The organism is Kluyvera chengduensis, from assembly GCF_044197065.1.
GTDB classification, from domain to species: domain Bacteria; phylum Pseudomonadota; class Gammaproteobacteria; order Enterobacterales; family Enterobacteriaceae; genus Kluyvera; species Kluyvera ascorbata_C.
In genome coordinates this window covers 888,042-914,693 of record NZ_JBIQOI010000001.1, presented here as the reverse complement: position 1 = coordinate 914,693, position 26,652 = coordinate 888,042, and the positions used below count along the sequence as shown (strand labels likewise).

The 26,652-nt window shown below is 53.4% G+C and carries 19 protein-coding genes and 1 other RNA gene; 6 read left to right on the top strand and 14 right to left on the bottom strand.

The genetic code is table 11. The features are described 5' to 3' along the window. Positions 1–539: 539 nt before the first annotated feature. On the bottom strand, positions 540–1,586 hold the full coding sequence (gene ompA / locus ACH1XZ_RS04195; RefSeq protein ID WP_395594434.1) for a porin OmpA: 1,047 nt from the start codon (positions 1,584–1,586) through the stop codon (positions 540–542). Between the two features lie 169 nt (positions 1,587–1,755). Then, on the bottom strand, positions 1,756–2,943 hold the full coding sequence (locus tag ACH1XZ_RS04190; protein ID WP_395594433.1) for an OmpP1/FadL family transporter: 1,188 nt from the start codon (positions 2,941–2,943) through the stop codon (positions 1,756–1,758). 688 nt (positions 2,944–3,631) lie between these two features. Here ACH1XZ_RS04190 and ACH1XZ_RS04185 point away from each other — a divergent pair. Continuing rightward, complete coding sequence (locus ACH1XZ_RS04185; protein ID WP_395594432.1) at positions 3,632–5,332, top strand: penicillin-binding transpeptidase domain-containing protein; 1,701 nt, start codon at positions 3,632–3,634, stop codon at positions 5,330–5,332. Between the two features lie 48 nt (positions 5,333–5,380). Here ACH1XZ_RS04185 and menI read toward each other — a convergent pair whose 3' ends face one another. Beyond that, a complete protein-coding gene (gene menI, locus ACH1XZ_RS04180) occupies positions 5,381–5,791 on the bottom strand; it encodes a 1,4-dihydroxy-2-naphthoyl-CoA hydrolase (protein WP_395594431.1) in 411 nt (136 codons plus the stop codon). Then, positions 5,788–8,844 (bottom strand): D-2-hydroxyglutarate dehydrogenase YdiJ, encoded by a 3,057-nt coding sequence (gene ydiJ, locus ACH1XZ_RS04175; protein WP_395594430.1) that lies wholly within the window; start codon positions 8,842–8,844, stop codon positions 5,788–5,790. Before ydiJ ends, menI begins: the two co-directional genes overlap by 4 nt. Positions 8,845–9,102: 258 nt before the next feature. Between ydiJ and ydiK the strand changes: the two genes are divergently transcribed. Both ydiK and rprA read left to right on the top strand, forming a co-directional pair. After that, entirely contained in the window at positions 9,103–10,224 is a 1,122-nt protein-coding gene (gene ydiK, locus ACH1XZ_RS04170) for an AI-2E family transporter YdiK (protein WP_395594429.1), read from the top strand. 301 nt (positions 10,225–10,525) lie between these two features. After that, an RNA gene (rprA, locus tag ACH1XZ_RS04165) (antisense sRNA RprA) lies at positions 10,526–10,625 on the top strand. A 60-nt stretch (positions 10,626–10,685) separates the two neighbouring features. On the opposite strand, the gene ACH1XZ_RS04160 is transcribed toward rprA, so the two are convergent. Together ACH1XZ_RS04160 and ppsA are read right to left on the bottom strand one after the other, a co-directional pair. Then, complete coding sequence (locus ACH1XZ_RS04160) at positions 10,686–13,055, bottom strand: glycoside hydrolase family 3 N-terminal domain-containing protein (protein WP_395594428.1); 2,370 nt, start codon at positions 13,053–13,055, stop codon at positions 10,686–10,688. A gap of 232 nt (positions 13,056–13,287) precedes the next feature. Beyond that, positions 13,288–15,666, bottom strand: a complete 2,379-nt coding sequence (ppsA, locus tag ACH1XZ_RS04155) for a phosphoenolpyruvate synthase (protein ID WP_185668636.1) — start codon at positions 15,664–15,666, stop codon at positions 13,288–13,290. A 331-nt stretch (positions 15,667–15,997) separates the two neighbouring features. Here ppsA and ppsR point away from each other — a divergent pair, with 331 nt between their 5' ends. From ppsR to hemP, 3 genes are all read left to right on the top strand, one after another. Beyond that, positions 15,998–16,831 carry a posphoenolpyruvate synthetase regulatory kinase/phosphorylase PpsR gene (ppsR, locus tag ACH1XZ_RS04150; protein WP_395594427.1) on the top strand — a complete coding sequence of 278 codons (834 nt, stop codon included), beginning with the start codon at positions 15,998–16,000 and terminating at the stop codon, positions 16,829–16,831. A gap of 153 nt (positions 16,832–16,984) precedes the next feature. After that, a complete protein-coding gene (aroH, locus tag ACH1XZ_RS04145) occupies positions 16,985–18,031 on the top strand; it encodes a 3-deoxy-7-phosphoheptulonate synthase AroH (protein ID WP_035896134.1) in 1,047 nt (348 codons plus the stop codon). A 137-nt stretch (positions 18,032–18,168) separates the two neighbouring features. Further along, the gene (gene hemP, locus ACH1XZ_RS04140; protein WP_395594426.1) at positions 18,169–18,348 is read left to right on the top strand and encodes a hemin uptake protein HemP; all 180 of its coding nucleotides are present in this window, start codon (positions 18,169–18,171) and stop codon (positions 18,346–18,348) included. Positions 18,349–18,379: 31 nt separating this feature from the next. Here the strand turns inward: hemP and selO are convergent, their stop codons facing one another. From selO to pheT, 8 genes are all read right to left on the bottom strand, one after another. Continuing rightward, positions 18,380–19,822, bottom strand: a complete 1,443-nt coding sequence (selO, locus tag ACH1XZ_RS04135; RefSeq protein WP_395594425.1) for a protein adenylyltransferase SelO — start codon at positions 19,820–19,822, stop codon at positions 18,380–18,382. A gap of 61 nt (positions 19,823–19,883) precedes the next feature. Continuing rightward, positions 19,884–20,597, bottom strand: a complete 714-nt coding sequence (locus tag ACH1XZ_RS04130) for an EAL domain-containing protein (protein WP_395594424.1) — start codon at positions 20,595–20,597, stop codon at positions 19,884–19,886. Between the two features lie 280 nt (positions 20,598–20,877). Continuing rightward, a complete protein-coding gene (locus ACH1XZ_RS04125; RefSeq protein WP_035896272.1) occupies positions 20,878–21,342 on the bottom strand; it encodes an NlpC/P60 family protein in 465 nt (154 codons plus the stop codon). A 96-nt stretch (positions 21,343–21,438) separates the two neighbouring features. Beyond that, positions 21,439–22,200 carry a vitamin B12 ABC transporter ATP-binding protein BtuD gene (btuD, locus tag ACH1XZ_RS04120; protein ID WP_395594423.1) on the bottom strand — a complete coding sequence of 254 codons (762 nt, stop codon included), beginning with the start codon at positions 22,198–22,200 and terminating at the stop codon, positions 21,439–21,441. Continuing rightward, entirely contained in the window at positions 22,197–22,751 is a 555-nt protein-coding gene (locus ACH1XZ_RS04115; protein WP_395594422.1) for a glutathione peroxidase, read from the bottom strand. Before ACH1XZ_RS04115 ends, btuD begins: the two co-directional genes overlap by 4 nt. Positions 22,752–22,870: 119 nt before the next feature. Further along, positions 22,871–23,854 carry a vitamin B12 ABC transporter permease BtuC gene (gene btuC, locus ACH1XZ_RS04110; protein WP_395594421.1) on the bottom strand — a complete coding sequence of 328 codons (984 nt, stop codon included), beginning with the start codon at positions 23,852–23,854 and terminating at the stop codon, positions 22,871–22,873. A 98-nt stretch (positions 23,855–23,952) separates the two neighbouring features. Beyond that, a complete protein-coding gene (ihfA, locus tag ACH1XZ_RS04105; protein ID WP_003030571.1) occupies positions 23,953–24,252 on the bottom strand; it encodes an integration host factor subunit alpha in 300 nt (99 codons plus the stop codon). 4 nt (positions 24,253–24,256) lie between these two features. Beyond that, positions 24,257–26,644 carry a phenylalanine--tRNA ligase subunit beta gene (gene pheT, locus ACH1XZ_RS04100; RefSeq protein ID WP_395594420.1) on the bottom strand — a complete coding sequence of 796 codons (2,388 nt, stop codon included), beginning with the start codon at positions 26,642–26,644 and terminating at the stop codon, positions 24,257–24,259. Between the last annotated feature and the right edge of the window lie 8 nt (positions 26,645–26,652).

Sequence of the window (26,652 nt, the reverse complement as noted above, 5' to 3'; positions counted from 1 at the left end):
CCTCAAATACACGGGACATTTATTTATAAATAAAAATCACCCCCCTATCTTGCAAAAGCCATGGTATTAATTAAGGTTTCATACCTACAGAGGAAAAGTAATGAGAACCCTTCATACACTCATACTATCGGGGACGCTAACTCCATGTGAATCAGCGTCGCAAAAAATACTGATAAAAATTGATACGTTGCAGATATCAATCTCTAAACAAAAAACATCAAGCCCCCCACAGAATCAAAGCAATATCTTTTACATTTATCACCGAAACAAATACACCGTTAAGCAATTGCATTGTTACTTAAAGAAAGAGTTTCTTAACAATATTGACGTAGAAACAATATTTGACCCTGAAAGCCAAACGCATGTGGTGTACAAATCTTTATCAAAATTAGAAAAGATCCAGTCAGTTAACGACTTCTATCTAAAAGAGCTCAATATCGCTGGATTGCAAAAACTCAGTAGTTCATTAAATTCACTACTCTGTGATTAAAAAAAAGCCCTTCTTATCCGAAGATAAGAAGGGCTTTTTTGATATTAAATTAGTGCTGATCCGTTATCTCAACCACCACATGGCGATCGGGAGCCAGGCAGTTAATCAGCTGCTGACCAGATTGTCCGTCGCAGCGGCTCCCGGTCACGGAATCACTGGCGCCACGGCCCTCAGCGGTAATATTGGCGGCTGGCATACCTAACGTCACTAACTCATCGGCAACGGCCTGAGCACGCGCGGCGGAGAGTTGCTGGTTATAGCCTGCGGCGCCGGTGCGATCGCTATAGCCAATGACAACCGTCGCTTTATCTTTCGCTGGCTGCAGGCCTGGATTTTGGTACAGCTGCGCGATAGCCGCTTTGCCTTCTGGGGTTAATGTTGCGGAATCATAGCCAAACATCACATCAGATTTTAAGTTAAAACGCTGTGGCTGCGGTGCAGCAGCGGCAGCAACGGCTGGCGTCGCAACAACCGCGTTATCATCATGCTGGCCAAAGCGATATGACAGGCCCGCCGTTACCGAACTGACATCGCTTGATACGCCAATCTGGTTTTCGTTGCCGACATTGCTCACCCACTGGTATTCCAGTCGACCAGCCCAGTTCTTGTTAAAGGCATATTCCGTACCCACGGCGACAACAGGGCGCACACCGGTATCGAAGCGGTTGTGGCCTTTGATATCAGATTCGGCGCGGTAACCCATCGCCCCTGCGCGGCCATACAGGTCCCAGCTATCCGTCAGACCATAGCTGGCTTTCAATGACAGTTGCAGTCCCTGGCTCTTCATCTGAGAACCTGATGCGCCATTTCGGCCATTAAACTGCATATTGCCTAAATAATCATAGCCACCTTCAACGGCCAGCCACGGGTTAATCTGGTAGCCGGTGAACACGCCGCCGCCAACATTGTCGCTATTCTTACCGACATCACCGAACTGATTTCCATCGGCGTTGGTTTGCTGGCTGGTGCTGGTATCAAAATAGTGCGACCAGCCAAATTTACCGCCGGTATACCAGGTTCCTGCATCCGCGGATGCGAAAGCTGTAGAGGCAGTGAGTGCATTTGCGATAATGAGTGTAATAAGCGCCTTTTTCATAATGTTCCTATTATAGAATTGCTATTAGTCAGTGAGTTATCTAAGAAGTGGCGCTACAATAGTTTTTTTCACGAGTGCTGGTAATCTATAATTTATTTATTTCTGGATAAACCGGAACGCCCAATCGCGCGATACCACCGCCACAGTGTGATAAGCCGCTTTATTCACTTTAAAACTGATAGCTATAATTGACGCTCGCAAACCAAAGCCATGGGTGGGTATATTCTCCAGAAAATGCCGCTGATTTTACCTGCGAAGACTGCATATGCAGATATTCCACCGCCACCCCAATATTGCTCGCGGGCGTAATCTGATATTGTGCGCCGGTTGCAAACCGCCATTCATCACCGGTGGGTAAAGACAACGCGATATCGCTTTGTGATTGGTAAGGCGTACTGTCAAATGCTACACCGGCATTGACCCGCCACTGTTCATCCGGCCGGTACTGAACCCCTAATGCAGTATGCCAGGTATCCTTCAGGCGGTTGTTTCGATCGCTTGAATGCCCACTAACGGTCATTTGCGGGCTCCCAAACTGGCTCCAGTCTTGCCAGCCAAGATCCCCCATCACGGACCACTGTTTATCAATATCATGGACGAGACTCACCATTATCTGCTGCGGCGCACGAATCTGTGCGGCAATCGGCAGGTCATACTCAACGTTTGGCAACGCAGGGAAACGCGCCTTACCGTCGATATTAAACTGATAGTCGGTCTTGCTAGTCCAGTTCACCCCTGCTCGCGTTTGCTCGGTTAAATCCATCAACAGTCCCAGGCGGTAATTCGTCGCCCAGTCATGGTCGCTTTGTTTCTCGTCATTGCCGTCGACATGGCGGGTGAGCGAAAGCACGCCGTAGTTCAATCCGAGCCCAGCGCCGAGAGAAACCTTATCGCTTAATTTCCAGGCAATCCCGGGGCTGAGCGTCATCGCCACCATCGTACTTTTTTTAATGAGACGGTCTCCGGCCCACTGGCCGAAATCGATGCCCAGCCCGTAGTTACCGTACAACCCTATTCCGGCAGAAACTGTATCGCTCAGATGTTGGGTGTAAAACATACTGGTGTTCGGAAATAGCGTCATGATATTGCCGGGGCTCTGCCGCCCGGCGGATTCATTATCCAGGGTATAGGGGATATTTCCCCCCATTGCTTGTAATCCACCCGTAACCATATGATCCGGTAAACGCGTCATGCCCGCGGGGTTGGTCAATAGCGTTGAGGCATCCTGAGCACGTGCCGCCTGCCCTGCACCCGCTAATGCGGTATCTTCGGTACCAATTTCATAAAAATAAAGCGCGCTCGCATGACTGCACGTCGTAAAGAGCAATCCCGAAATGATAATTATTTTTTTATTCACTGCATTCCCCTGGAATAGAACGTGTGGGCAATTTTTTGACTAAAAAACAGGAATCATGCCGACGCGTCTTTTCAGCAAAAGAGCGAGTGCTTTATTAAACAAAAAATAACCCAATTTAGATTGAGGCCGTATCATAGCGATAGGGAATCGATATTGTCTCCGCCTGATTTATCCAGTATTAAATATTGCAGCTGATAAGGAGAACAAAGACTGTTTTTAAGCGCTTCACATCGCCTCTCAATTGGTGCGTGGAGGTCGCCTCCCCTTGACTGGAAGACTACGGGCAGGAAAGTGCAGCCGCTTTGTCTACTGGCCCCCCGTCCTAAGACCGTGCCGTGGCCGAACCGCCCATAAGCCAATTAAGTCCGGATAATTCCGATAACGGCATAGCCACACAATAAAATACCCCTACAAGAGGTGGTGACAAAATCAGCTACGAGCGGTTTTTCTGTCGCCATCCTTCATAATATCACCGCTAACATGCCTCAACTCGCGCCGAATAATACCGCTTTAGCTTTGAAATAATCTGTTAACTTAATGGTTTGTTATCAATGACATTACCTGTAAACTGATTGTCCAGCTCGCCTGAAAAATGGATATTTGCATCGTATAACTGTGGTCATGATTTATGCTTCGGCCATCGGCATTTTATTAATAAAAATAAAAATCATGTGGTTTAATGTTACAAATGAAAAACAAATCAACAGAAAAGCAAAATAAAGACTCATTTATTACATCTCGTTACATAATACTCTGCTTGGGTATTCTATTTTGCCTTGCTGTTTTACTGGTGCGTGTGGCAGATCTGCAATTCCTCAACCACCCCATGCTGACACGCGAGGCCGATCAGCGTTCGTTACGCACCATCGTGCTGCCAACAAACCGCGGCACGCTAGTGGATCGCAACGGCGAAGCCCTGGCAATGAGCGTTCCTTCGCGCGATGTGGTGGCGGACCCGGTAAAAATTGTCGAAGCCAGCCCTAATTTCCGCGACCCTAAATGGCAGTACCTTGCGTCTGCGCTAAATACCACCCCTGATCAAATTGCGAGCAAGATTTATCAGAACTCACACCGTCACTTTCTTTTTCTCGGGCGTAAAGTTGAGCTCGGTATCGCTAAAGATGTGGCTGGCCTTCATATAAAAGGTATCAGCGAAATCTATGATGACAGTCGTTTCTACCCGATGGGTGAAGCGTCCGCGCCGTTAATTGGCATCGTGGGCGCGGATAATACGGGGCTGAACGGCGTCGAAAAGGGTTATGACAATATTCTGCAAGGCGAACCGGGTAAGGAAATTTACCGCAAGGACGCCAATGGCGACATTATCAGCGTATTAAATTACGATGCGCCGAAGCAAGCGCCGACCGTGCAGCTGAGTATTGATAAATTCGATCAGTACACCCTGTACAGTAAGTTGCGCGATGGCGTGCTGCTGAACAAAGCCGATTCCGGCGCCGCCGTGCTGGTTAAGATTGATACCGGCGAAATCCTCGCCATGGCCTCTTACCCTTCTTACAACCCCAACAACTTTGATAACGCGACCCAAACGCAAATGCGCGACGTTGCCATCAACGACAGCTTTGAGCCCGGCTCGACGGTTAAGCCATTGGTCATTATTGAAGGGCTAGAGAGGAATATCATTCAGCCAAATACGCTACTCAATACCACACCGTATAGCGTGAACGGTCACATTATTCGTGACGTTGGCCACTGGCCGCAATTGACCCCGACCGGCATCCTACAGAAATCGAGCGATATCGGCGTGTCCCACATCGCGCTGGCAATGCCTGCCCAGGCGCTGGTTGATACCTACCAGGCGTTTGGCCTTGGGAAACCGACCGATCTGGGGCTGAGCGGAGAGAGCGTGGGTTATTTCCCACTCCACCGCCAACAGTGGGCGGATATTGAACGCGCCACCTTCTCATTCGGCTATGGGCTACGCGTCACACCACTGCAGATTGCCCGCGAATATGCCACCATGGGTTCTTACGGTATCTACCGTCCGCTTTCCATTACTAAGGTGACACCGCCGGTAATGGGCCAACAGGTAGCCGACCCGAGAATCGTAAAAACCGTCGTCCATATGATGGAAAGTGATGTGCTTCCCGGCGGCAGCGGCGTGAGAGCCGCAGTGCCAGGATACCGTCTGGCGACCAAAACCGGTACGGCGGAAAAGCTGGGTGACAGTGGTAAATACGATGGCGGATACGTGAACTATACCGCCGGAGTTGCCCCGGTTAGTCATCCTGAGGTTGCGCTGGTCGTGGTCGTGAACAACCCAACCGCAGGCACCCACTTTGGTGGTTCGGTGGCGGCGCCCATCTTTGGCAATATCATGGGGCCGGTTCTGAAGAATATGAATATTGCGCCGGATGCGTTGTTGCAGTAATGCGGAAAATGTGGGATAGGCACGGCGCCTAAACGCCGTGCAAAGGCTTTAGACGACGGCTGTGGTTAACCTCGACGAGCAGCATAAACGCCCCTGCTCGTCGAAAATTTCAATCTGCCAGACCTGATGACGACGACCTGCGTGGAGCGCTTTGCACACGCCACGCACGCGACCGCTGCGTGCGGAACGAATATGGTTAGCGTTGACTTCAAGCCCTACCACTCGATCTTCCCCTTCGGTACACAGATAGCCCGCAACCGAGCCCAACGTCTCCGCCAGCACCACCGATGCCCCACCGTGAAGCAGTCCAAACGGTTGGTGCGTGCGATGATCCACCGGCATTGTCGCCGCCAATGAATCGCCGTCGATATGGTCAAACTGGATATCCAGTAGCCCAACCATATTACCTTCGCCCATCGCATTCAGGGCTTCCAGCGTGGTTTGTCTTTTCCAGATCATCCCATCATCTCCAGTAATGCCTGTAATGGATGGCGTACGCCGCTTCCTTCTACGCGCTTCACCTGGCTGCGACACGAGTACCCTGTCGCTAGACAGCGGTTACGGGGCAACGTTGCCATCGCCTGATGCCATGAAAGCTCGTAGATACCCAGTGAATTAGCGTGGTTTTTCACTTCATGCCCATAGGTTCCGGCCATGCCGCAGCAGCCCACGCTAACGTTTTCGAGCTTCGCGCCGAACTGGGCAAAAATGGCAGCCCACTGCTTCGGCGCCGTCGGCAGTGCCGTGACCTCCGTACAGTGACCAAACAGATACCAGGGTTCGCCAGAAGACAGCGTATGCGCTTTATGTTCCAGGATCTGCGGCAACCATTCGTGTACCAGCATCACGTTGAAATCACCACGTTTATCGCCAAGTACCTGCTTATATTCATCGCGATAACAGAGCACCAGCGCCGGGTCGACACCCACCATCGGCATGCCCAGTTCGGCCACACGGTTAAGATAGTCAGCGGTTTTTTGTGCCGTCTTCGTAAAGCGGCTCACAAAGCCTTTAATATGCTGCGCTTTGCCGTTTGGTGAAAACGGCAGCAGCACCGGCTGGAAGCCAAGCTTATCAACCAGGCGGACAAAGTCCGTCACCACCTGTGCGTCGTAGTAACTGGTGAAAGGATCCTGCACCACCAGCACGGTCAGCGCTTTTTGCTCTGGCGACAGCGCTTCTAACTGCTCCAGCGTCATGTTTGCCGAGCGGTGCGTCACCATCTGTTTTTGCAACGAGGGCACAGAAAGCAGCGGTAAATCAACCATGCCAATATGCTTTTCAGAAAGCTTACGGACCAGCGGCTGACTCATAAAGAAGTTGAACGTTTTCGGCGCGCGCGCCATCAGCGGCGCATAGCTTTCGACCGTTGCCACCAGATGATCGCGTACAGGACGCAGATAGCGGGTGTGATAAAGTTGCAGGAAGCGGGAGCGGAATTCTGGTACGTCGATTTTAATCGGGCACTGCGTCGAGCAGGCTTTACAGGCCAGGCAGCCAGACATCGCCTCTTTCACTTCGTGCGAGAAGTCGTACTCACCTTTACGCGCATGCCAGCTATTGCGCGTCCGTTCGATCATCGAACGCAGACTCGCACGTTTTTCCGGCAATTCTCTTTCCAGCAGAAGTGGATCAACGCCGCGATCCGCCAGCAGGCGCAGCCATTCACGCACCAGCGTCGCACGACCTTTTGGTGAATGCATACGGTTGTTGGTGATTTTCATCGACGGGCACATCGGGCTTTTGGCGTCGAAGTTAAAGCACAACCCGTTACCGTTACACTCCATCGCGCCACGCCAGGATGAACGGACGGTGACGGGAATCTGACGATCGTAGGTGCCGCGTTTTACCGCATCAACCTTCATCATCGGCGCGTCTACGCCTTCCGGTGGGCAAATTTTCCCAGGGTTAAGACGGTTATGCGGGTCAAACGCCGCTTTCACTTTGCGCAGTTCGGCATAAAGCTGTTCGCCGAAGAACGCCGGGCTGTATTCCGCACGAAAACCTTTGCCGTGCTCTCCCCATAACAGGCCGCCGTATTTGGCGGTCAGCGCCACCACATCATCAGAGATCTGCTTCATTAAGATCTCTTGCTGCGGGTCGCACATGTCGAGCGCTGGGCGCACGTGTAATACGCCCGCGTCAACGTGACCAAACATGCCGTAACTCAAACCGTGGCTATCCAGCAGCGCACGGAATTCAACGATATAGTCCGCCAGATGCTCCGGTGGCACACAGGTATCTTCGGCAAATGGGATTGGCTTAGCCGCCCCTTTTGCGTTGCCGAGCAGCCCGACCGCTTTTTTACGCATCGCGTAAATACGCTCGATACCCTCCAGCTCGTTACAGCGCTGCCAGCCGATGACGCCGCCTTCATGTTGGGCGATTAATTCGTCCAGTCGCTGGCAAAGGGCGCTAACCTGACCTTCAATCAACACATCGTCATCGCCGGCAAACTCAACGATATTGAGCCCCAGCATCTCTTTATCCGGAACATCGGTAATCAATTCGCTAACCGAGTGCCAGACAATGTCTTCTCGAGCCAGATTAAGGACCTTAGAGTCGACGGTTTCTACCGACAGCGCGCGCGCTTCAACCATAAACGGCGCGTTACGCAGCGCTGAATCAAAGGAGTCGTATTTGATATTAACCAGACGGCGTACCTTCGGCAGCGGCGTAATATCCAGCCGCGCTTCGGTAATAAAGGCCAGCGTCCCTTCAGAGCCCGTCAACACACGGGTTAAATCAAACTCGGTCATTTCGTCATTAAAGACGTGGCGCAGGTCGTAGCCCGTCAGGAATCGGTTCAGTTTCGGGAATTTATCGATAATCAGCTGACGGTTTTCCCGACAGCGTTCATAAACGGTTTGGTAGATGCGCCCTGCCGCCGACTGCTCTTTTGCCAGCGTTTCGGCCAGCGCAACGGGAACTGGCTGCGTATCAAGAATGTCGCCGCCCAGAAGCACGGCGCGAACGCCCAGCACATGGTCAGACGTTTTGCCATACACCAGCGAACCTTGCCCGGAGGCATCGGTGTTAATCATCCCGCCCAACGTCGCGCGGTTACTGGTCGACAGTTCCGGGGCGAAGAAATAACCGTAAGGTTTTAAATACTGGTTAAGTTGATCTTTAATGACCCCCGCTTCAACACGCACCCAACCCTCTTCCGGGTTGATCTCAATGATGCGGTTCATGTAGCGGGACATGTCGATAATGATGCCCTGATTCAGCGACTGACCGTTGGTGCCAGTACCGCCGCCGCGCGGGGTGAAAATCAGGGACTGGAAGCGCTCTTCTGCCGCTAAGCGGGCCAGAAGCGCGACATCCGCGGTGGATCGCGGAAAGATCACCGCATCGGGAAGAAGCTGATAGATACTGTTATCGGTCGCCATCGTCAGCCTGTCGGCATAACGAGTGGCGGTGTCGCCGGTAAAGCCTTGTTGCTCCAGTGCTTGCAAATAATTCAACACCAACTGAACTACGCCCGGTGCCTGGGAAATCTGTGGGATCATTACTTGTGACCCTTTCTGAATGTTGTGTTGTACGCACAAAATTTTGCCCGTTTACGTGAACAGCCAAACGGCAAAGATGATGTGTAGAGAGTAATTAATCGTTTGCGTCGTGCAGTTATTCTTTTATCACATTTTTTTCTTATACGCCCGGTAGATTTTGTCGCAGAATCAGCGCCGGGAATTTGTTGATATTATTATCAATGAACGGATTTACGCTGCGTCAACACGCTGACAAGCAACTGAAGGTAAAACTCATTTATGAACACGGTTCCTCGGCCTCGTGATATTCCACAAATACTGCTATCTGTGCTGTTTCTGGCACTGATGATCATCGCCTGTTTATGGATTGTTCAGCCGTTTATTCTGGGCTTCGCCTGGGCATCCACCATCGTTATTGCCACCTGGCCGGTTCTGCTCTGGTTCCAGCGCAAGCTTTTCGGTCGCCGCTCGCTGGCGGTGCTGGTCATGACGCTACTGCTCTTTTTACTGTTCGTTATCCCTATCGCACTCCTGGTCAATAGCCTGGTGGACGGTACAACACCGCTGGTGCACGCCATCACAACCGGGACGCTCACGCCTCCCGATCTCGCCTGGCTGAACAGCATTCCCTTCGTTGGCGCGAAGCTCTACAGCGGCTGGCATAGCCTGCTGGACATGGGCGGCAGTGCGCTGATGACCAAAGTGCGCCCATACATTGGCACCACCACCACCTGGTTTGTTGGCCAGGCCGCGCACGTTGGGCGTTTCCTGATGCACAGCGCCCTGATGCTGCTGTTTAGCGCCCTGCTGTATTGGCAAGGTGAGAAAGTGGCGTTCGGTATGCGCTATTTTGCCACCCGGCTTGCGGCAAAACGCGGCGATGCGGCGGTGCTGCTTGCCGGTCAGGCGATTCGCGCCGTGGCGTTGGGCGTAGTGGTCACCGCGCTGACGCAAGCAGTACTGGGCGGCATCGGTCTCGGCATCTCTGGCGTACCCTACGCCACGCTGCTGACCGTAGTGATGATCTTCTCCTGTCTGGTACAGCTCGGGCCTTTGATCGTGTTGGTGCCGTGCATTATCTGGCTTTACTGGACGGGTGATACCACCTGGGGCACGGTACTGCTGGTGTGGAGCTGCGTAGTCGGGACGATGGATAACGTGATTCGCCCAATGTTGATTCGCATGGGCGCAGACCTGCCAATGATTCTGATTCTCTCTGGCGTGATTGGCGGGCTGGTCGCATTCGGCATGATTGGCCTGTTCATCGGCCCGGTGCTGCTCGCCGTCTCCTGGCGTCTGTTTGATGCCTGGCTGCATGAAGTTCCGCCACCGTCACGAGATCCGGACCAGGTGCTGGAAGAGCTGGCCGAGCTTGAGCAGAATAACTATCCGAAACAGTAAGCCAGATAGTCACGTTGGTTAGTTAAGTCAATATTACGTTGTAGGCCGGACAAGCGAAGCGCCATCCGGCAAACTCCGCACACATTGCCGGATGGCGCTTCGCTTATCCGGCCTACCAATCCCCTAACCAATCAACGCAGGGTGACTCCGCCGTTACTTAAGCAAAATTCACCTTTCACCCAATTTGCCCAACGCGTTTCCCTCGCTTTCTGCGACATGCTACGGAAATTATTCACATTTCTTTAACTATTGAGACGAATCTGATCGACGCAAAAACGCCGCATGGCCTAGTATGAGTCCTAAGGTAATAGATCAACCCCTTGATTTATCTATCCCCTGAGTGAAACAACGAATTGCTGTGTGTAGTCTTTGCCCAACTCCCACGTTGGGCTTTTTTTTTGCCTGCCGTACGGGCACATCCCGGAACCGACTCACCGAGCCACGTCCGGGATGGCAAGGGCTTAGCGCACTTCGCAGCGGCTCATCATCCGCCAGTCAGACGGTAGCACGCGGGTCTCACCGGTAACCTGTACCGATGCTCGCCCATGAATCTGCGCACAAGACATCCCTATCTGTAGTTCGAACTCGCCGGGCTCGACGATGCGTTGGCCATCGTAGCGGGTAAAGTTGAGCATATCGACGGGGACGGTAAAAGTCAGCGTTACCTGCTCATTCGGCGATAACGTCACACGCTGGAAGGCCTTGAGCTCCTGAAGCGGACGAACCATCGATGCCACTTTGTCGCGCACGTAGAGCTGAACGACCTCACTCCCGCTGCGTTCACCGTTGTTTTTCACCGTTACACTCAGCGTAATCTCTCCGTCAATGGCCACCTGGCTTTGCTGGAGTTGCGGAGTGCCGAAACTAAACTCCCCCCAACCTTTTCCGTAACCGAACGGATAAAGTGCCCCAAAGTGGAACGCGAACGGCGTACCGCCGCTTTTGAGCTTATGGTTATAGTAAAACGGCATCGCCCCTGCGCTTTTTGGCACGCTGACCACCAGACGGCCCTGTGGTTCGGCGCGTCCGGTCAACACATCAGCAATGGCCCAGCCACCTTCCTGACCTGGAGCCCAGGCTAGCATCAACGCGGCTACCTTCGACTCTAACCCTTGAAGGTTGTAAGGACGCCCACCGGTCATCACCACGATGACTGGCTTACCGGTATCCACCAGTGCCTGCAAAAGCTGTTGCTGTACGCCCGGTAGGTTAAGGCTGTCGGTATCCGAACCTTCCCCTACCGTGCCGCTTTGGAATAATCCGGCGAGGTCGCCGACACAGGCGATGACAACTTCACTGTCTTGCGCCGCGCGTACGGCTTCTGGAATCAGACTCAGGTCGTGAGAGACCGGCGAAGCCTGTATCGGTTTGCCCGAACTATCCCCAGGGAACACCGGCGCACCGGCCATCCGCTGTTCGATGATATGGCAACCTTTGGCATAACGAACGTGGTCATCGCCCAGATAATGGCGCAGCGCTACCAGCGGCGTGGTGACCTGTGAGGTTTTTTCCATCATATCGCTGATGATCAGATGCACTGGGAAGCTGTAGCCGCTCAGCAGCGCCAGCGGATCGTCCGCCGTCGGGCCCACCACGGCCACGCGCGGCTTACCGGTAAGCGGTAAGGCATCACGATTTTCCAGCAGCGTCATCGAGCGGGTAGCCACTTCACGCGCCGCCTGGCGAGTGGCCTCGGATTGCAGCGAAATCGCGTTTTCGTCGGTATACGGATGTTCAAACAGGCCAAGGCGGAATTTCTCGGTGAGCGTACGCGCCACAATCTCGTCAATTTTTTCCGGCGTAATAAGTCCGCGAGCGACTGCTTCCGCCAGATGGCGGGCGCAATCATCTTTCGGCAATTCCACATCCAACCCGGCATTAAAGGCGAGCGCCGCTGACTCTGCGGCATCTGCGGCCACACCGTGATGCTGATGCAGCAGACTCACGCCGCCGTAGTCGGCGACGACAATGCCGTCAAAGCCCCATTGTTCACGCAGCACCGTGGTCAGCAGGAAGCTGTCGCTATGGCCCGGTTGATTATCAATGTCATGATACGCGGGCATGACCGACCCTGCGTTAGCCTGCTTCACCGCCATTTCAAACGGCAGCAGGAACGTGTCGTTCAATTCACGGAAGCCCAGATGAACCGGCGCATGGTTGCGCGCCCCCTCGCTGAACGAGTGACCCACATAGTGTTTCAGCGTCGCCAGCACGTCTCGCTTTTCACCCTGCAGCCCCTCAACGTAAGCGCAGGCCATTACCCCCACCAGCCATGGGTCTTCACCAAAGGTCTCTTCCGTGCGTCCCCAACGGACATCGCGGGAAACATCAAGCACGGGCGCTAACCCCTGCTTACAACCGGTAGAACGGGCTTCTTCACCAATTTGCTGAGCGGCGCGTTTGACCAGTTCCGCATCCCAGGTTGAGCCATAGTTTAGCGATGACGGGAACAGCGTGGCATCTTTGCATAAAAGCCCGACCAGGCACTCTTCGTGGAACAGTGCAGGAATACCGAGGCGCGTCTCTTCCATCATCATTTTTTGCAGGCGGTTTGCCGCTCGGACGCCGGTCTTCGCATCCACAATATGGGTTCCCAGCGGACGGGTAATCTGCCCGACGCCGAGTTTTAAGCGTTCACGCAGCGACGTTTGCTCGCTTACGCCCGCAAACTCATCGCTCATATCCGTTCTTTCGCGATGATTGCCGTCTTCCGAGAGCACCAGCCACCAGGCGTGCATCTGGGCATATTTTTCTTCGGGGGTCATACGCGCGAGTAAGTCTGTTACGCGTTCCTGAATCGGGCGCTGAGGGTCTTTATAAATCGGGGTCATAGCCGGTCTCCTGAGTCGCTGATAAGTACCCGAAATCATTGGCTAATGATGATGGGTAAGCACACGGTATTTACATTAGCGAATCAGTATTCAGAAGTGATGCGTGGCGGACAATTGTAGAAATTGCCAGCAGATTTATGATTTTTGGTTTTCTTTCCGGAGTGTGATCCTCCGCAACCCTATGGACAAAAAAATCCCGGGTCGATGCCCGGGATTTCGCTGCGCAATGGCGTTATTTTTTCAGTTCAGCCAGGCTCAGCCAGGTCTGGACGACGGTGTCCGGGTTCAGCGACAGGCTGTCGATCCCCTCTTCCATTAGCCAGGCGGCAAAGTCTTCGTGGTCAGAAGGACCCTGACCGCAAATGCCCACGTATTTACCCTGCTTCTTCGCGGCGCGAATCGCCATCGACAGCAGCGCTTTCACCGCGTCGTTGCGTTCGTCGAACAGCGCAGAAACCACGCCAGAGTCACGGTCAAGACCCAGTGCCAGCTGCGTCATGTCGTTTGAACCAATAGAGAAACCGTCAAAGTGCTCAAGGAACTGATCCGCCAGCAAGGCGTTAGACGGGATCTCGCACATCATGATGATTTTGAGCCCGTTCTCACCGCGTTTCAGCCCCTGGCGCGCCAGTTCGTCCACCACCGCTTTCGCCTGCTCCACGGTACGCACGAACGGCACCATGATCTCAACGTTAGTCAGCCCCATGTCGTTACGCACGCGCTTCACCGCATCACACTCCAGCGCGAAACAATCGCGGAAGCTATCGGAAACGTAGCGACCGGCGCCGCGGAAGCCCAGCATTGGGTTCTCTTCTTCCGGCTCGTAACGCTCGCCGCCCACCAGGTTGGCGTATTCGTTCGATTTGAAGTCAGAGAGACGGACAATGACGCGTTTCGGGTAGAACGCTGCGCCCAGCGTTGCAATCCCTTCGGTCAGACGGCCAACGTAAAACTCTTTCGGCGAGTCGAAGCCTTTCATCATCTCGCGGATTTCGTTTTGCAGCTTAGGCTCCTGATCATCAAACTCCAGCAGCGCACGTGGGTGCACGCCAATCATACGGTTGATGATGAACTCCAGGCGCGCAAGACCGACGCCCTCGTTCGGCAGACAGGCAAAGTCAAACGCGCGGTCAGGGTTGCCGACATTCATCATGATCTTCAGCGGCAGATCCGGCATGGTATCGACGCTGGAACTTTTCACGCTGAAGTCCAGCAGGTCGGCGTAGACGTAGCCAGTGTCGCCTTCGGCGCAGGAGACGGTGACTTTCTCATCATCCTTCATGCGCTCGGTGGCATCACCACAGCCTACTACCGCAGGAATACCCAGTTCACGCGCGATGATCGCCGCGTGGCAGGTTCGGCCGCCACGGTTGGTGACAATCGCCGCCGCTTTTTTCATGATCGGTTCCCAATCCGGGTCGGTCATGTCGGTGACCAGCACATCGCCTGGCTGGATACGGTTCATTTCACTGATGTCATGAATCACCTTCACCGGGCCCGCACCAATGCGGTGGCCTATAGCGCGGCCTTCAGAGACAATGCGCCCCTGAGAGTGCAGCGTGTAGCGCTCCATCACCTGTCCGCGCGAACGCACGGTTTCCGGGCGCGCCTGCACGATAAACAGTTTGCCGGTGTGACCGTCTTTCGCCCACTCAATGTCCATGGGACGACCGTAGTGTTTTTCGATCTGCACGGCCTGCTTCGCCAGTTCCTGCACTTCATCGTTGGTCAACGAGAAGATGTCGCCTTGCTGCTGCGGCACATCTTCAATGCGCACCTGTTTGCCATGTTCTTGCGTTGGCGCGTAGACCATACGGATCTTTTTCGATCCCATCGTACGGCGTACAATCGCCGGGCGGCCTGCGGCAAGCGTTGGCTTGTGCACGTAGAACTCATCCGGGTTGACCGCGCCCTGTACGACCATTTCGCCCAAGCCCCACGCGGAAGTGATAAACACCACCTGGTCGAAGCCGGATTCAGTATCGATAGAGAACATCACACCAGAAGACGCGAGGTCGGAACGCACCATCAGTTGGACGCCCGCTGAGAGCGCGACGCCGCGGTGGTCGTAACCCTGGTGAACACGGTAGGAGATGGCACGGTCGTTAAACAGCGAGGCAAAGACATGCTTCACCGCCACCAGCACCGCTTCATAGCCCTGGACGTTGAGGAAAGTTTCTTGCTGACCGGCGAAGGACGCATCCGGCATATCTTCCGCGGTGGCTGAGGAGCGCACGGCGAAAGAGGCGTTGGCGTTATCGGCTGCCAGTTGGTTGTAGGCTTCGTGGATAGCCTGTTCCAGTTCGCTCTGGAAAGGTGTGTCGATGATCCACTGGCGGATCTGCGCGCCGGCTTTCGCCAGGGCGGTAACGTCGTCAATATCAGTGTTATCCAACAGTTGATAGATCTGCTGGTTCACACCGCTCTGGTCGAGAAACTGATTAAACGCATCGGCAGTGGTGGCAAATCCGTTAGGGACAGAAACCCCCATTCCGGACAGATTCGTAATCATTTCACCCAAGGAGGCATTTTTGCCTCCAACTCTGTCTACATCATTCATGCCGAGTTGGTTGTACCAAAGCACCAGCGGTGACGAGCCATTGTTGGACATCGAGACAATCCTTTTTTGATTAAAGAAGCAGTGATAAGTAACGACTGACTACTTAAATTATCCTCGCATATTTAAACGGCTGAAAAAAACGGTGAATCGTGTAAGCAAATTATTTTTTTACTTTTTCGGATTGATTCCCGGTTATTCATAACCTACTGATTCAACTAAAAAGGCACAACAACCGGCGGTCTATTGGCATCTTTTGGAAATTGAAACGACCATTTCATTAAAAATAAAAATACCGTTTCATTTTTTAAATTTAAGACAAATGGCACAGGGTTGTGTTTAAATTTAATTTACCCTTTCAGGCAATTAATGGGAGTCAAGCAATATGGATAACGCAGTCGACAGGCAGGTATTTTATATTTCTGACGGTACCGCCATTACGGCAGAAGTCCTCGGCCACGCGGTGATGTCGCAGTTCCCGGTGGCGATAAACAGTATCACACTGCCGTTTATCGAAAGTGAAAGCCGTGCCAGGGCGGTGAAGGAGCAAATTGACGCTATCTATCAGCAAACCGGAATTCGCCCGCTGGTCTTCTATTCCATCGTTATTCCCGAAATTCGCGACATTATTCTGCAATGTGAAGGGTTTTGTCAGGACATCGTTCAGGCGTTGGTGGCCCCCTTGCAGGAAGAACTTAAGCTTGACCCGACCCCTATTGCCCACCGCACCCACGGCTTAACGCCGGGTAACCTGACCAAGTACGACGCCCGTATTGCCGCCATTGATTACACGCTGGCGCACGACGACGGTATCTCACTGCGCAACCTCGACCAAGCGCAGGTCATCCTGCTTGGCGTATCGCGCTGTGGAAAAACCCCGACGAGCCTTTACCTGGCGATGCAGTTTGGTATTCGTGCCGCCAACTACCCGTTTATTGCCGATGATATGGATAACCTCGTCCTGCCCACGTCATTGAAGCCGCTTCAGCACAAGCTGTTTGGGCTGACGATTAACCCGGAACGCCTTGCAGCCATCCGCGAAGAGCGTCGGGAGAACAGTCGCTACGCCTCAATGCGCCAGTGCCGAATGGAAGTCGCGGAAGTTGAGGCACTGTACCGCAGGCACCAGATCCCGTGGCTGAACAGTACTAATTACTCCGTAGAAGAAATTGCTACTAAAATCATGGACATCATGGGGCTGAGCCGCAGAATGTACTAATACACTAGTACAATGCATCAAATTTGTTTATCATAGCAGTGTGATTGAGCGCACATTACGCGTCACCCTTGAATTTAGCGGGGATTGGTTTATCGTGATGTGCATCACTTCCCAGCATATTGACTGGCGAAGCAACAAATTTCTGAGATATCCATGAATAAGACCGATGAACTGCGTACCGCTCGCATTGAGAGCCTGATTACGCCTGCTGAACTTGCTCAGCGCCACCCTGTATCACCAGACGTCGCGGCGCACGTTACCGCTTCACGTCGCCGCATTGAAAAAATTCTTAACGGTGAAGACCGTCGCCTGCTGGCAATCGTCGGCCCTTGTTCTATTCACGACCTTGATGCCGCAATGGATTACGCGCGCCGTTTACAGCAGTTGCGCGAAAAGCATCAGGGCGAACTCGAAATCGTGATGCGCACCTATTTTGAAAAGCCGCGCACCGTGGTGGGCTGGAAAGGCTTGATCTCCGATCCGGATCTCAACGGCAGCTACCGCGTGAATCACGGCATTGAGCAGGCCCGTAAGCTACTGCTGCAGGTGAACACCCTTGGCGTACCGACAGCGACCGAATTTCTCGATATGGTGACCGGACAGTTTATCGCCGATCTCATTAGCTGGGGCGCTATCGGAGCACGTACCACGGAAAGCCAAATTCACCGCGAGATGGCCTCTGCGCTCTCCTGCCCGGTCGGCTTTAAAAACGGTACCGACGGCAATACGCGAATTGCCGTGGATGCGATTCGCGCCGCCCGCGCCAGCCATATGTTCCTGTCTCCGGACAAAAATGGCCAGATGACCATTTACCAGACCAGCGGCAACCCGTACGGTCATATCATCATGCGCGGCGGCAAAAAGCCGAACTACCACGCGGATGATATTGCAGCAGCCTGTGATACGCTGCACGAGTTCGACCTGCCGGAACATCTGGTGGTTGATTTCAGCCACGGTAACTGTCAGAAACAGCACCGCCGTCAGTTGGAAGTTTGCGACGACATCTGTCAGCAGATCCGCAACGGCTCTTCAGCGATTGCCGGGATTATGGCAGAAAGCTTCCTGCGCGAAGGCACTCAGAAAATCGTTGCCGACCAGCCGTTAACCTACGGTCAGTCAATCACCGATCCTTGCCTGAGCTGGGAAGATACCGAACTGCTGCTGGAAAAACTGGCGGCAGCCGTCGCGACCCGCCTGTAGTACGCTCTGCCCGCTGCTACGCAGCGGGCAATAAAACCTTGTCATACAAAATGATAAATAACGCTTGCGGTTAACATGGCTATTACTGATAATGGTTATCATTGTTACATTGATTTTCATTATGAAATATGTCGCTAATGGATACGTGCGCAGCAGTGGAACCGCAAAAGGATAACTCTCCTCGTCCTCTCCCCACCGATCGACGGATCGACAGCAGTACGCTGTTAGGTCAGGAAGGTCGAGTCATTATTGAACACGGTGAACAGCAGTATTTGCTCCGTCAGACTCAGGCAGGAAAACTTATTCTGACTAAATAGCTGCGCTGCCAGCGACAACGCAGCATAGCGGCTAGCTTGAACAGCTCACCTCCAGCCGTTTACCCCAATCAGGCGGACGGCGGCTGTAATCATCATCACGGTCTCGCCACGGGTCACGAAGCGCTTCATGAAGATGCTGCAGTTCCTGATAGTCGCCCTTTTCAGCCTGTTCAATCGCACGCTGTGCCAGCCAGTTACGCAGAACCAGAGCGGGATTGGCGTGCTTCATCGCCTGCTGCCGCTGGGCATCATCAATGTGCTCCTGCTGCAAACGGGAGCGATAGCGTGTGAACCAGTCATCAAATGCCGCTCTGTCGATAAACTCATCGCGCAACGGCGATGCTGCGCTCTGCTGTTCAGTATCGCTCAGCAGGCGGAAGGTGCGCGTGTAGTCGCTGCCCTCACGCTCCATCAGCGCATACAGGCCGTTGAGCAGATCGTTATCCCCGCCCTCCTCGCTAAACAATCCTAGCTTCTGGCGCATTCGCTGGCCATATTCCCGGAATAACGTGTGCTGATATCCCTCCAGCGCCGCGTTGAGCGTATCCACATCAATCAGCGTCGACAGCGACTGCGCCAGGCACTGCAAATTCCACAGTCCTACCGCTGGCTGATTATCGAAACGATAACGTCCCTGGGTATCCGTATGATTGCAAATGTATTCCGGCTGATAATCATCCAGAAAACCGAACGGACCGTAATCCATCGTCAGACCCAGGATCGACATGTTATCGGTGTTCATCACGCCGTGGGCAAACCCTACCGTTTGCCAGCGAGCAATCATTATTGCCGTGCGGGATACCATATCCTGGAACCACAAACCGTAGCGGTCGGGTTCATCCTGCAGGTGGGGCCAATGATGACGAATAGCGTAATCCGCAAGCTGACGAACCTTCTCCATCTCGCGGCGATAATAGAAATGTTCAAAGTGACCGAAGCGAATATGGCTCTCGGCAACGCGCATTAACATGGCACCAGACTCCACCGTCTCTCGGTAGACCGGCGTATCGCTAGAAACGATAGCCAACGCGCGCGTGCCGGCGATCCCCAAATAGTGCATCGCCTCAGAGGCCAGGCTTTCGCGTATCGTGGAACGCAGAACCGCGCGACCGTCCCCCATTCTCGAATAGGGCGTCAGGCCCGCGCCTTTCAGGTGCCAGTCGAGCGTTTTGGCATTTTCCAACTGCTGTTCACCCAGCAGAATACCGCGTCCGTCACCAAGCTGACCGGCCCAGGCGCCAAACTGATGGCCGCTGTAGACCTGCGCCAACGGTGACATTCCCGGTAGTAGCGTTTCGCCGCCCCACACACCTGCCCCTTTTGATGGGGAAAATAATGCTTCAGGAATAGCTAATTCCTGCGCTAGCGGTGCGTTATGCCAGACAACGCGAGCATTGCTCAGCGGCGTAGGCTGTAGCGACGTGTAAAATCCCGGCAGCTCATCGCGCCAGCGAGTGTTAAATGACAGGTTCATGATTCCTCCTGTCCGTAGTGTATTGGGTTACGGTACGTAAAACACCCGAGGAACCGCAGGGTTATTGTTGCACTAATGTTATTAAAGATGATTCTGGCACCACTGGCCATAAACTACCAAGCATACCGTTAAAACCATAAGGTATGACGCGCTGACGAATAGTTTCGTTATCAATCCCCGATATCATGATGCCCTGACAGTACGGCTGTATCTGACTCACAATAGCGCGCATAAAAGGCTCAAACGAGAGTGATTTGAGCTGGCGCTGCACAAAGCTTTTATCCAGCACAATACGTTTAAATAGCCCGGCGAAAACCGCTTTGGTAGAGGCATTACCCGCACCAAAATCGCTTAGTGCGAGCGGGAAATTATGGCTAAGCTTGCAGAGCGGGTGATTCTCATCGATATCATTCAACCCAGGAAACTGTTCACTGACGGCAAGCTCCAAAAAAGGCAAGCGCTGCACGCTGGCAGCGAGTACTTCATCATTGAGTAATGCATCAACCACGCCAGGCGGGATCATTATCCAGGCGGTCAGATTATGCTGCATAAAAAACAGCTGGCAGGTGGTCAACAGCGCCAGTTTCTCCTGGAACAAGGTTATTTCTTGTTGTTGAGTAAGGCGGGGTAAGACCAGGCTAGTTGGAATGCGAACGTGGTTATTAAGACCGCTAAACTGGCACACCACTTTTAAGCCAACAAGATGCCCGTCACTATTTCGGGCGGGAAGAAAATACAACTGAGAACTATATGTATTATCCAGCGATACAATCATTGCGACTGCCCTTCACTAAAAGTCATGTCCGGGTTCCTGACGTCACAAAGCAAAAAACCTACGGTAATGGATGCTGTGCCTATTCCTTTCATCGGTTCCTTTTTATTTCATCGGTCCGTCACTGGATCGTAATGATTGTAATCGAAAGTCACGGAATAACACAATCAACCTTAAGTTCTATGATCTCGCCTAACAAAAATCAGAATATAGCAGGCTATTTATTTAAACTTTCACCGCCAATTAAAAGAAAAGGAGGCATTTCGCCTCCTTTTCTTTTTGATTAAATTCGTCTGGCTTGCCAGAAATTCTTTCGCCAGTATACGTTATCCAGTGAGGAACGCGTCACGCCCTGGCTGGTTGACGCGTGAATAAACTGGTTATCCGTATCGTAGATACCGACATGTAGCCCGCTCTCTCCCGCTCCGGTTTTGAAAAAGACTAAATCGCCTGGCAGCAATTCGTCTTTATCTATCTCAGTGCCAATTTTCGCCTGTTGCCGTGTCTCCCTTGGCAACTGCATTTCAAACTTGTCGCGGAAAGTCATCAGCACAAACGCCGAGCAATCAACGCCGCGGCGAGTCATGCCGCCATAGCGATAAGGCGTACCATGCCAATTCTGTAGCTGGTCATTAAGGCCGGCAATCACGGCGATGGAATCCGAAAGTCGCGGATTTGGTGGCGGCGCCCGGTGGCTGCTACACCCTGCTAAAATGAATGCCACAAGAAAAAGAGTCCAGAAACGCATATCCAGCGCATCCTCTGTTTTTTTTATTCACTCATAAATTATATCGATTCACTATCGACTAGCAAGCAATGCCGATAGTGGCAACAAGAGTATGGATTAATTTTCGCCGTCATTGTCATAAATGAGCATTTGGTGACCGGCTATTTCCAGTTTCCGGAAGGTCATATTATAAGCTGCCGCTAAATGATCTGGTTGCAATACGGATTCGGTACCACCGCTGGCTATCATCCGACCTTCACACAGTAACCAGGTGCGGCCCGCATGACGTAAGGTGTAGTTAAGATCGTGACTGCTCATTACCACGGCAACTCCAGCAGCACAGAGCTCCAGAAGCAGTTTATCCAGCGCAGCCTGTTGAGCAACATCAAGGCTGTTCATCGGTTCATCCAACAGCAAAAGCTGTCCGTTCGGATTAACCGCGGGGTGAATCTGTAAAATAACGGCGGCCAGCCGGACGCGCTGCCACTCGCCGCCGGAAAGCTGGCTGACGTTTCGTGCAAGTTTATTACTCAGCCCAAGTGCCTCCGCCACGTGGACGGACACCGTGGTATCCTGAGTTTGGGATTGATGCAGCATCAGAAATTGCCAGACCGGCATCGCGAACGGCGGTGATTGGTGCTGTGAAAGATAGGCTCGATGTCGTGCCAACTGCGCGGCAGGCCAGGTATCCAACGATTGACCGTTGAACGCGACATCCCCCTTCCCGCGGCTGAGTCCGGCCATTCTCGTCAGTAGCGTGCTTTTCCCGGCACCGTTTGGCCCCACCAGATGCACCATGTCGCCACGTTCTACAACGGCGTTAATGCTCTGGAGTCGAACGCCTTCACCGACATTCTGAAGCTGCATCAATGGCATCATACCTGAGCGATGGCCTGCTTGATGGCGGCAGTCAAGATTGGGTCGTCAGGGGTCATATCAGGAGAAAAACGGTTAATCACTTCACCGTCACGACCAATTAAGAACTTCTCAAAGTTCCACAGGATATCGCCCGGATGCGCAGGCGCACGGCCTTTGCTCGCCATACGCTCGTAGAAACCGCTGCCTTCTGGTGCAATGGCATCTGGCGCTGCGCGCGTCAGCAGGCTATACAACGGATGACGTTGCTCACCGTTCACCTCGACTTTGCTAAACAGCGGGAAGGTGACGCCGTAAGTCGTGCTGCAGAAGGTTTTGATCTCTTCTTCGCTGCCCGGCTCCTGGCCCAGGAACTGATTGCATGGGAAGCCCAGTACGGTAAAGCCCTCGCCCTGTAAAGACTCCTGAAGCGCTTCCAGTTGCTCGTACTGTGGCGTCAGGCCACATTTTGATGCCACGTTAACGATCAGCAGTACTTTGCCTTTATAGCCTTCCAGCGTGGTTTTTTCGCCATCGATGGTGGTGACGGGGGTGTTCAGAACATTGGTTTGCATAGCATCCTCTTTTCAGCGTGTGTGGGGTCTTATCGCCCGGCCTTTCATAATAGCCAGAGACGCAGCTGCGACACCAAGGCTTTTTGATCAAGCTGCTGCTGTGCTGCGGCCCTTTCCTCTTAGTATTTTCCCGACTTCAGTAATAGCCAGATAAATACCGGGGCGCCTAATGTGGCGGTGACCACACCGATGGGCAACTCCGCTGCCGATAATGCAAGACGCGCCACAATATCCGCAAATAACAGCGTGCTGGCCCCTGCGAGCGCGCTGGCAGGTAGCAGAACGCGATGATCGGTCAGGCCGCACAGACGTAGCATATGCGGCACCACCAGGCCGATAAAACCGATAGCCCCCGCCAGCGCGACGCTTACCCCAACCAGCCAGCCGGTTGCCATCACCAGCAGTTTACGCCACAACGAAATGGGCACACCGAGCTGCCGGGCCGACGTTTCACCCAGCGCCAGCAGGTTTAGCGGCTGCGATTGCAGACATAGCCAGGCCATCACCGGCACCAGCGCCCCCATCAGCCAAAGCTGCTGCCAGTCTACGCCGCCAAAGCCTCCCATCATCCAGTACATCAACTGACGCAGGTCGAACGAGGTAGAAAAGTAGACGGCCCAGGTCATCAAGGCACTACAGATAATCCCCAACGCCACCCCGGCCAGCAGTAAACGGCTGGTTGATAGATGACGACGAGCGAAACGCATCAGAATGGCGGTTATCGTCAACGCCCCCACAATGGCCGCTAGGCCCGGCCCCCAGGCAGGTAACACCCCCTGCCCGAGCATAATTGCGGCAATGAGTCCCACACCCGCGCCGTTTGAGACGCCAAGTAGCCCCGGCTCGGCAAGGGGATTCTCGAACAGTGCCTGCATAACGGTGCCAGATAACGCTAACGCCGCCCCAACCAGCATAACGGCCAGCGTGCGCGGTAAGCGGATTTGCCAGATAAAGAGCTGCCCTTTTGCCGTAAACCATTCCCCTGGCGCAATCCATTGGTCGCCCGCACACAGGCCAATAACCAACATCAGCAGGAGAATGAACGACAACGTGATGAGCCAGCGGTGGTGAAGCCGCTGCTGTTGGGATGCATAGACCAGCATAGTTATCCGTAAGCCTGTGGAAAGCGTTAGATTTTACGGTGGTTACGCCACCAGGAAAAGAAAAAGGCCGCATGCGCGGCCTTTTTAGTTAGTTCAGATTACTCTTCTTTGGGTGTTGCGTTTTCGACCCGGCTTTTTAACTTCTGTCCTGGTCTGAAGGTCACCACACGCCGGGCTGTAATGGGAATATCTTCACCCGTTTTAGGGTTACGTCCCGGGCGTTGGTTTTTGTCACGCAAATCAAAGTTACCAAAACCGGAGAGTTTTACCTGCTCACCGTTTTCAAGAGCGCGACGGATCTCTTCGAAAAACAGCTCAACCAGTTCTTTGGCATCCCGCTTGCTAAGCCCAAGCTTATCAAACAGATATTCTGACATTTCAGCTTTTGTAAGCGCCATAGGTTCAATCCCTCAATGATGCCTGGAATCGCTCTTTTAATGCCTCTACACATTTGGCGACGGTAGCGGCAATCTCCTCTTCTTCGAGTGTACGGCTGGTATCTTGTAGGATTAGGCTGATAGCAAGGCTTTTATAGCCTTCCGCAACACCCTTACCACGGTACACGTCAAATAAGTTTACGCCAACTACCTGATTTACGCCAACTTTCTTACATTCGTTTAAAATATCTGCTGCGGGCACGTTTTCAGCAACCACAACCGCGATGTCACGGCGGTTCGCCGGGAAGCGCGAAACGTCACGAGCCTGAGGAACCACGCGGTCTGCGAGCTTGTTCCACTCCAGTTCGAACACCAGAGTACGGCCGTTCAGATCCAGCTTACGTTCCAGTTCCGGGTGAATAACACCAATGAAACCAACGCGTTCACCTTTCAGATAAATCGCCGCAGACTGGCCCGGATGCAGCGCAGGGTTCGCTTCTGCTTTGAACTGAATTTCAGATAATTTACCGGTCAGATCGAGAACGGACTCCAGATCGCCTTTCAAATCATAGAAATCAACGGTCTCTTTTGCCAGGTTCCAATGTTCATCGTAGCGGTTGCCACAGATAACGCCAGCCAACATCACGTCCTGACGGATACCCAGCGGAGCCTGAGTGTCCGGTACAAAGCGCAGACCGGTTTCAAAAATACGTACGCGGTTCTGTTGACGGTTCTGGTTGTAGACCACGGTAGATAGCAAACCGGTCCACAGGGACAGACGCATCGCCGACATTTCGCTGGAGATTGGGCTTGGCAGAATCAGCGCTTCTTCACCCGGGTGAACCAGTTGCTGAACTTTCGGGTCAACGAAGCTATAGGTGATCACTTCCTGATAGCCTTTGTCGTTAAGCATCGTTTTCACACGCTTCAGCGACAGGTTGGCTTCTTTATGGCTACCCATCACCAGACCAGCCTGTACCGGCTCGTTAGGGATGCTGTTATAACCGTAAACGCGCGCCACTTCTTCGACCAGATCTTCTTCAATTTCCATGTCGAAACGCCAGGTAGGTGCCACGGCCTGCCATTCGTCGTTGCCCACGGTCACTTCGCAGCCCAGACGGGTCAGGATGTCAGTCACCAGCTCATCAGCAATATGATGACCAATCAGGCGATCCAGCTTGCTGCGGCGCAGCGTGATGGTTGCACGCTTCGGCAGCGTGGCTTCGCTAGTCACATCGATGATTGGACCCGCTTCACCGCCGCAGATGTCGAGAAGCAGGCCGGTAGCACGTTCAATCGCTTTGTACTGCAGTACCGGGTCAACGCCACGCTCATAACGGTGGGATGCATCGGTGTGCAGGCCATGACGGCGCGCGCGGCCGGTAATAGACAGCGGGCTGAAGAATGCGGACTCGAGCAGCACGTTTTGCGTTTCATCGTTCACGCCAGAGTGCTCACCACCAAAGATACCGGCCATTGCCAGCGCTTTGTTGTGGTCGGCGATGACCAGCGTGTCGGCTTTCAGTTTAGCTTCGGTACCGTCCAGCAGCACCAGCGTTTCACCCTCTTTCGCCATCCGCACAACGATGCCACCTTCGATGCGATCTTTATCGAACGCATGCATTGGCTGGCCCAGTTCGAGCAGGACGTAGTTGGTGATATCCACGACTGCATCGATGGAACGAATACCGCAACGACGCAGTTTCTCTTTCATCCACAGCGGGGTTGGCGCTTTAACGTTGATACCTTTGACCACGCGGCCGAGGTAACGTGGGCACGCCTCGGCAGCGTCAACCTGAATTGGCAGAACATCGCCAATGGTCGCGGCAACGGCTTTGATTTCCGGTTCGTTCAGCGGCAGCTTGTTCAGCACGGCAACGTCGCGCGCAACGCCGATAATGCCTAAGCAGTCGGCGCGGTTCGGGGTCACGCTGATTTCAATGGTATTGTCATCAAGCTTCAGGTATTCACGGATATTGGTACCCAGCGGCGCGTCGGCCGGCAGTTCGATAATACCGCTATGGTCGTCGGAAATACCCAGCTCGGAGAACGAGCACAGCATCCCTTCAGACGGTTCACCGCGCAGCTTAGCGGCTTTAATCTTGAAGTCACCTGGCAGTACGGCACCGATAGTCGCCACGGCAACCTTCAGGCCCTGACGGCAGTTTGGCGCACCGCAGACGATGTCCAGCAGACGTTCGCCGCCTACATTCACTTTCGTCACGCGCAGTTTATCTGCGTTCGGGTGCTGGCCGCACTCAACCACTTCACCAACAACCACGCCGTTGAAGCTACCGGCAACGGCTTCAACGCCGTCCACTTCCAGGCCTGCCATCGTGATTTGGCCCGATAGCGCTTCGCTATCAATGGCCGGATTCACCCATTCGCGTAACCACAGTTCACTGAATTTCATTATTTTAT

Excerpts from the sequence above, each read along its gene's own strand:
- ompA (WP_395594434.1), bottom strand. The coding sequence starts at position 1,586 with ATGAAAAAGGCGCTTATTACACTCATTATCGCAAATGCACTCACTGCC.
- ACH1XZ_RS04185 (WP_395594432.1), top strand. The coding sequence starts at position 3,632 with ATGAAAAACAAATCAACAGAAAAGCAAAATAAAGACTCATTTATTACA.
- menI (WP_395594431.1), bottom strand. The coding sequence starts at position 5,791 with ATGATCTGGAAAAGACAAACCACGCTGGAAGCCCTGAATGCGATGGGC.
- ydiJ (WP_395594430.1), bottom strand. The coding sequence starts at position 8,844 with ATGATCCCACAGATTTCCCAGGCACCGGGCGTAGTTCAGTTGGTGTTG.
- ydiK (WP_395594429.1), top strand. The coding sequence starts at position 9,103 with ATGAACACGGTTCCTCGGCCTCGTGATATTCCACAAATACTGCTATCT.
- ACH1XZ_RS04160 (WP_395594428.1), bottom strand. The coding sequence starts at position 13,055 with ATGACCCCGATTTATAAAGACCCTCAGCGCCCGATTCAGGAACGCGTA.
- ppsA (WP_185668636.1), bottom strand. The coding sequence starts at position 15,666 with ATGTCCAACAATGGCTCGTCACCGCTGGTGCTTTGGTACAACCAACTC.
- ppsR (WP_395594427.1), top strand. The coding sequence starts at position 15,998 with ATGGATAACGCAGTCGACAGGCAGGTATTTTATATTTCTGACGGTACC.
- aroH (WP_035896134.1), top strand. The coding sequence starts at position 16,985 with ATGAATAAGACCGATGAACTGCGTACCGCTCGCATTGAGAGCCTGATT.
- hemP (WP_395594426.1), top strand. The coding sequence starts at position 18,169 with ATGGATACGTGCGCAGCAGTGGAACCGCAAAAGGATAACTCTCCTCGT.
- selO (WP_395594425.1), bottom strand. The coding sequence starts at position 19,822 with ATGAACCTGTCATTTAACACTCGCTGGCGCGATGAGCTGCCGGGATTT.
- ACH1XZ_RS04130 (WP_395594424.1), bottom strand. The coding sequence starts at position 20,597 with ATGATTGTATCGCTGGATAATACATATAGTTCTCAGTTGTATTTTCTT.
- ACH1XZ_RS04125 (WP_035896272.1), bottom strand. The coding sequence starts at position 21,342 with ATGCGTTTCTGGACTCTTTTTCTTGTGGCATTCATTTTAGCAGGGTGT.
- btuD (WP_395594423.1), bottom strand. The coding sequence starts at position 22,200 with ATGATGCCATTGATGCAGCTTCAGAATGTCGGTGAAGGCGTTCGACTC.
- ACH1XZ_RS04115 (WP_395594422.1), bottom strand. The coding sequence starts at position 22,751 with ATGCAAACCAATGTTCTGAACACCCCCGTCACCACCATCGATGGCGAA.
- btuC (WP_395594421.1), bottom strand. The coding sequence starts at position 23,854 with ATGCTGGTCTATGCATCCCAACAGCAGCGGCTTCACCACCGCTGGCTC.
- ihfA (WP_003030571.1), bottom strand. The coding sequence starts at position 24,252 with ATGGCGCTTACAAAAGCTGAAATGTCAGAATATCTGTTTGATAAGCTT.
- pheT (WP_395594420.1), bottom strand. The coding sequence starts at position 26,644 with ATGAAATTCAGTGAACTGTGGTTACGCGAATGGGTGAATCCGGCCATT.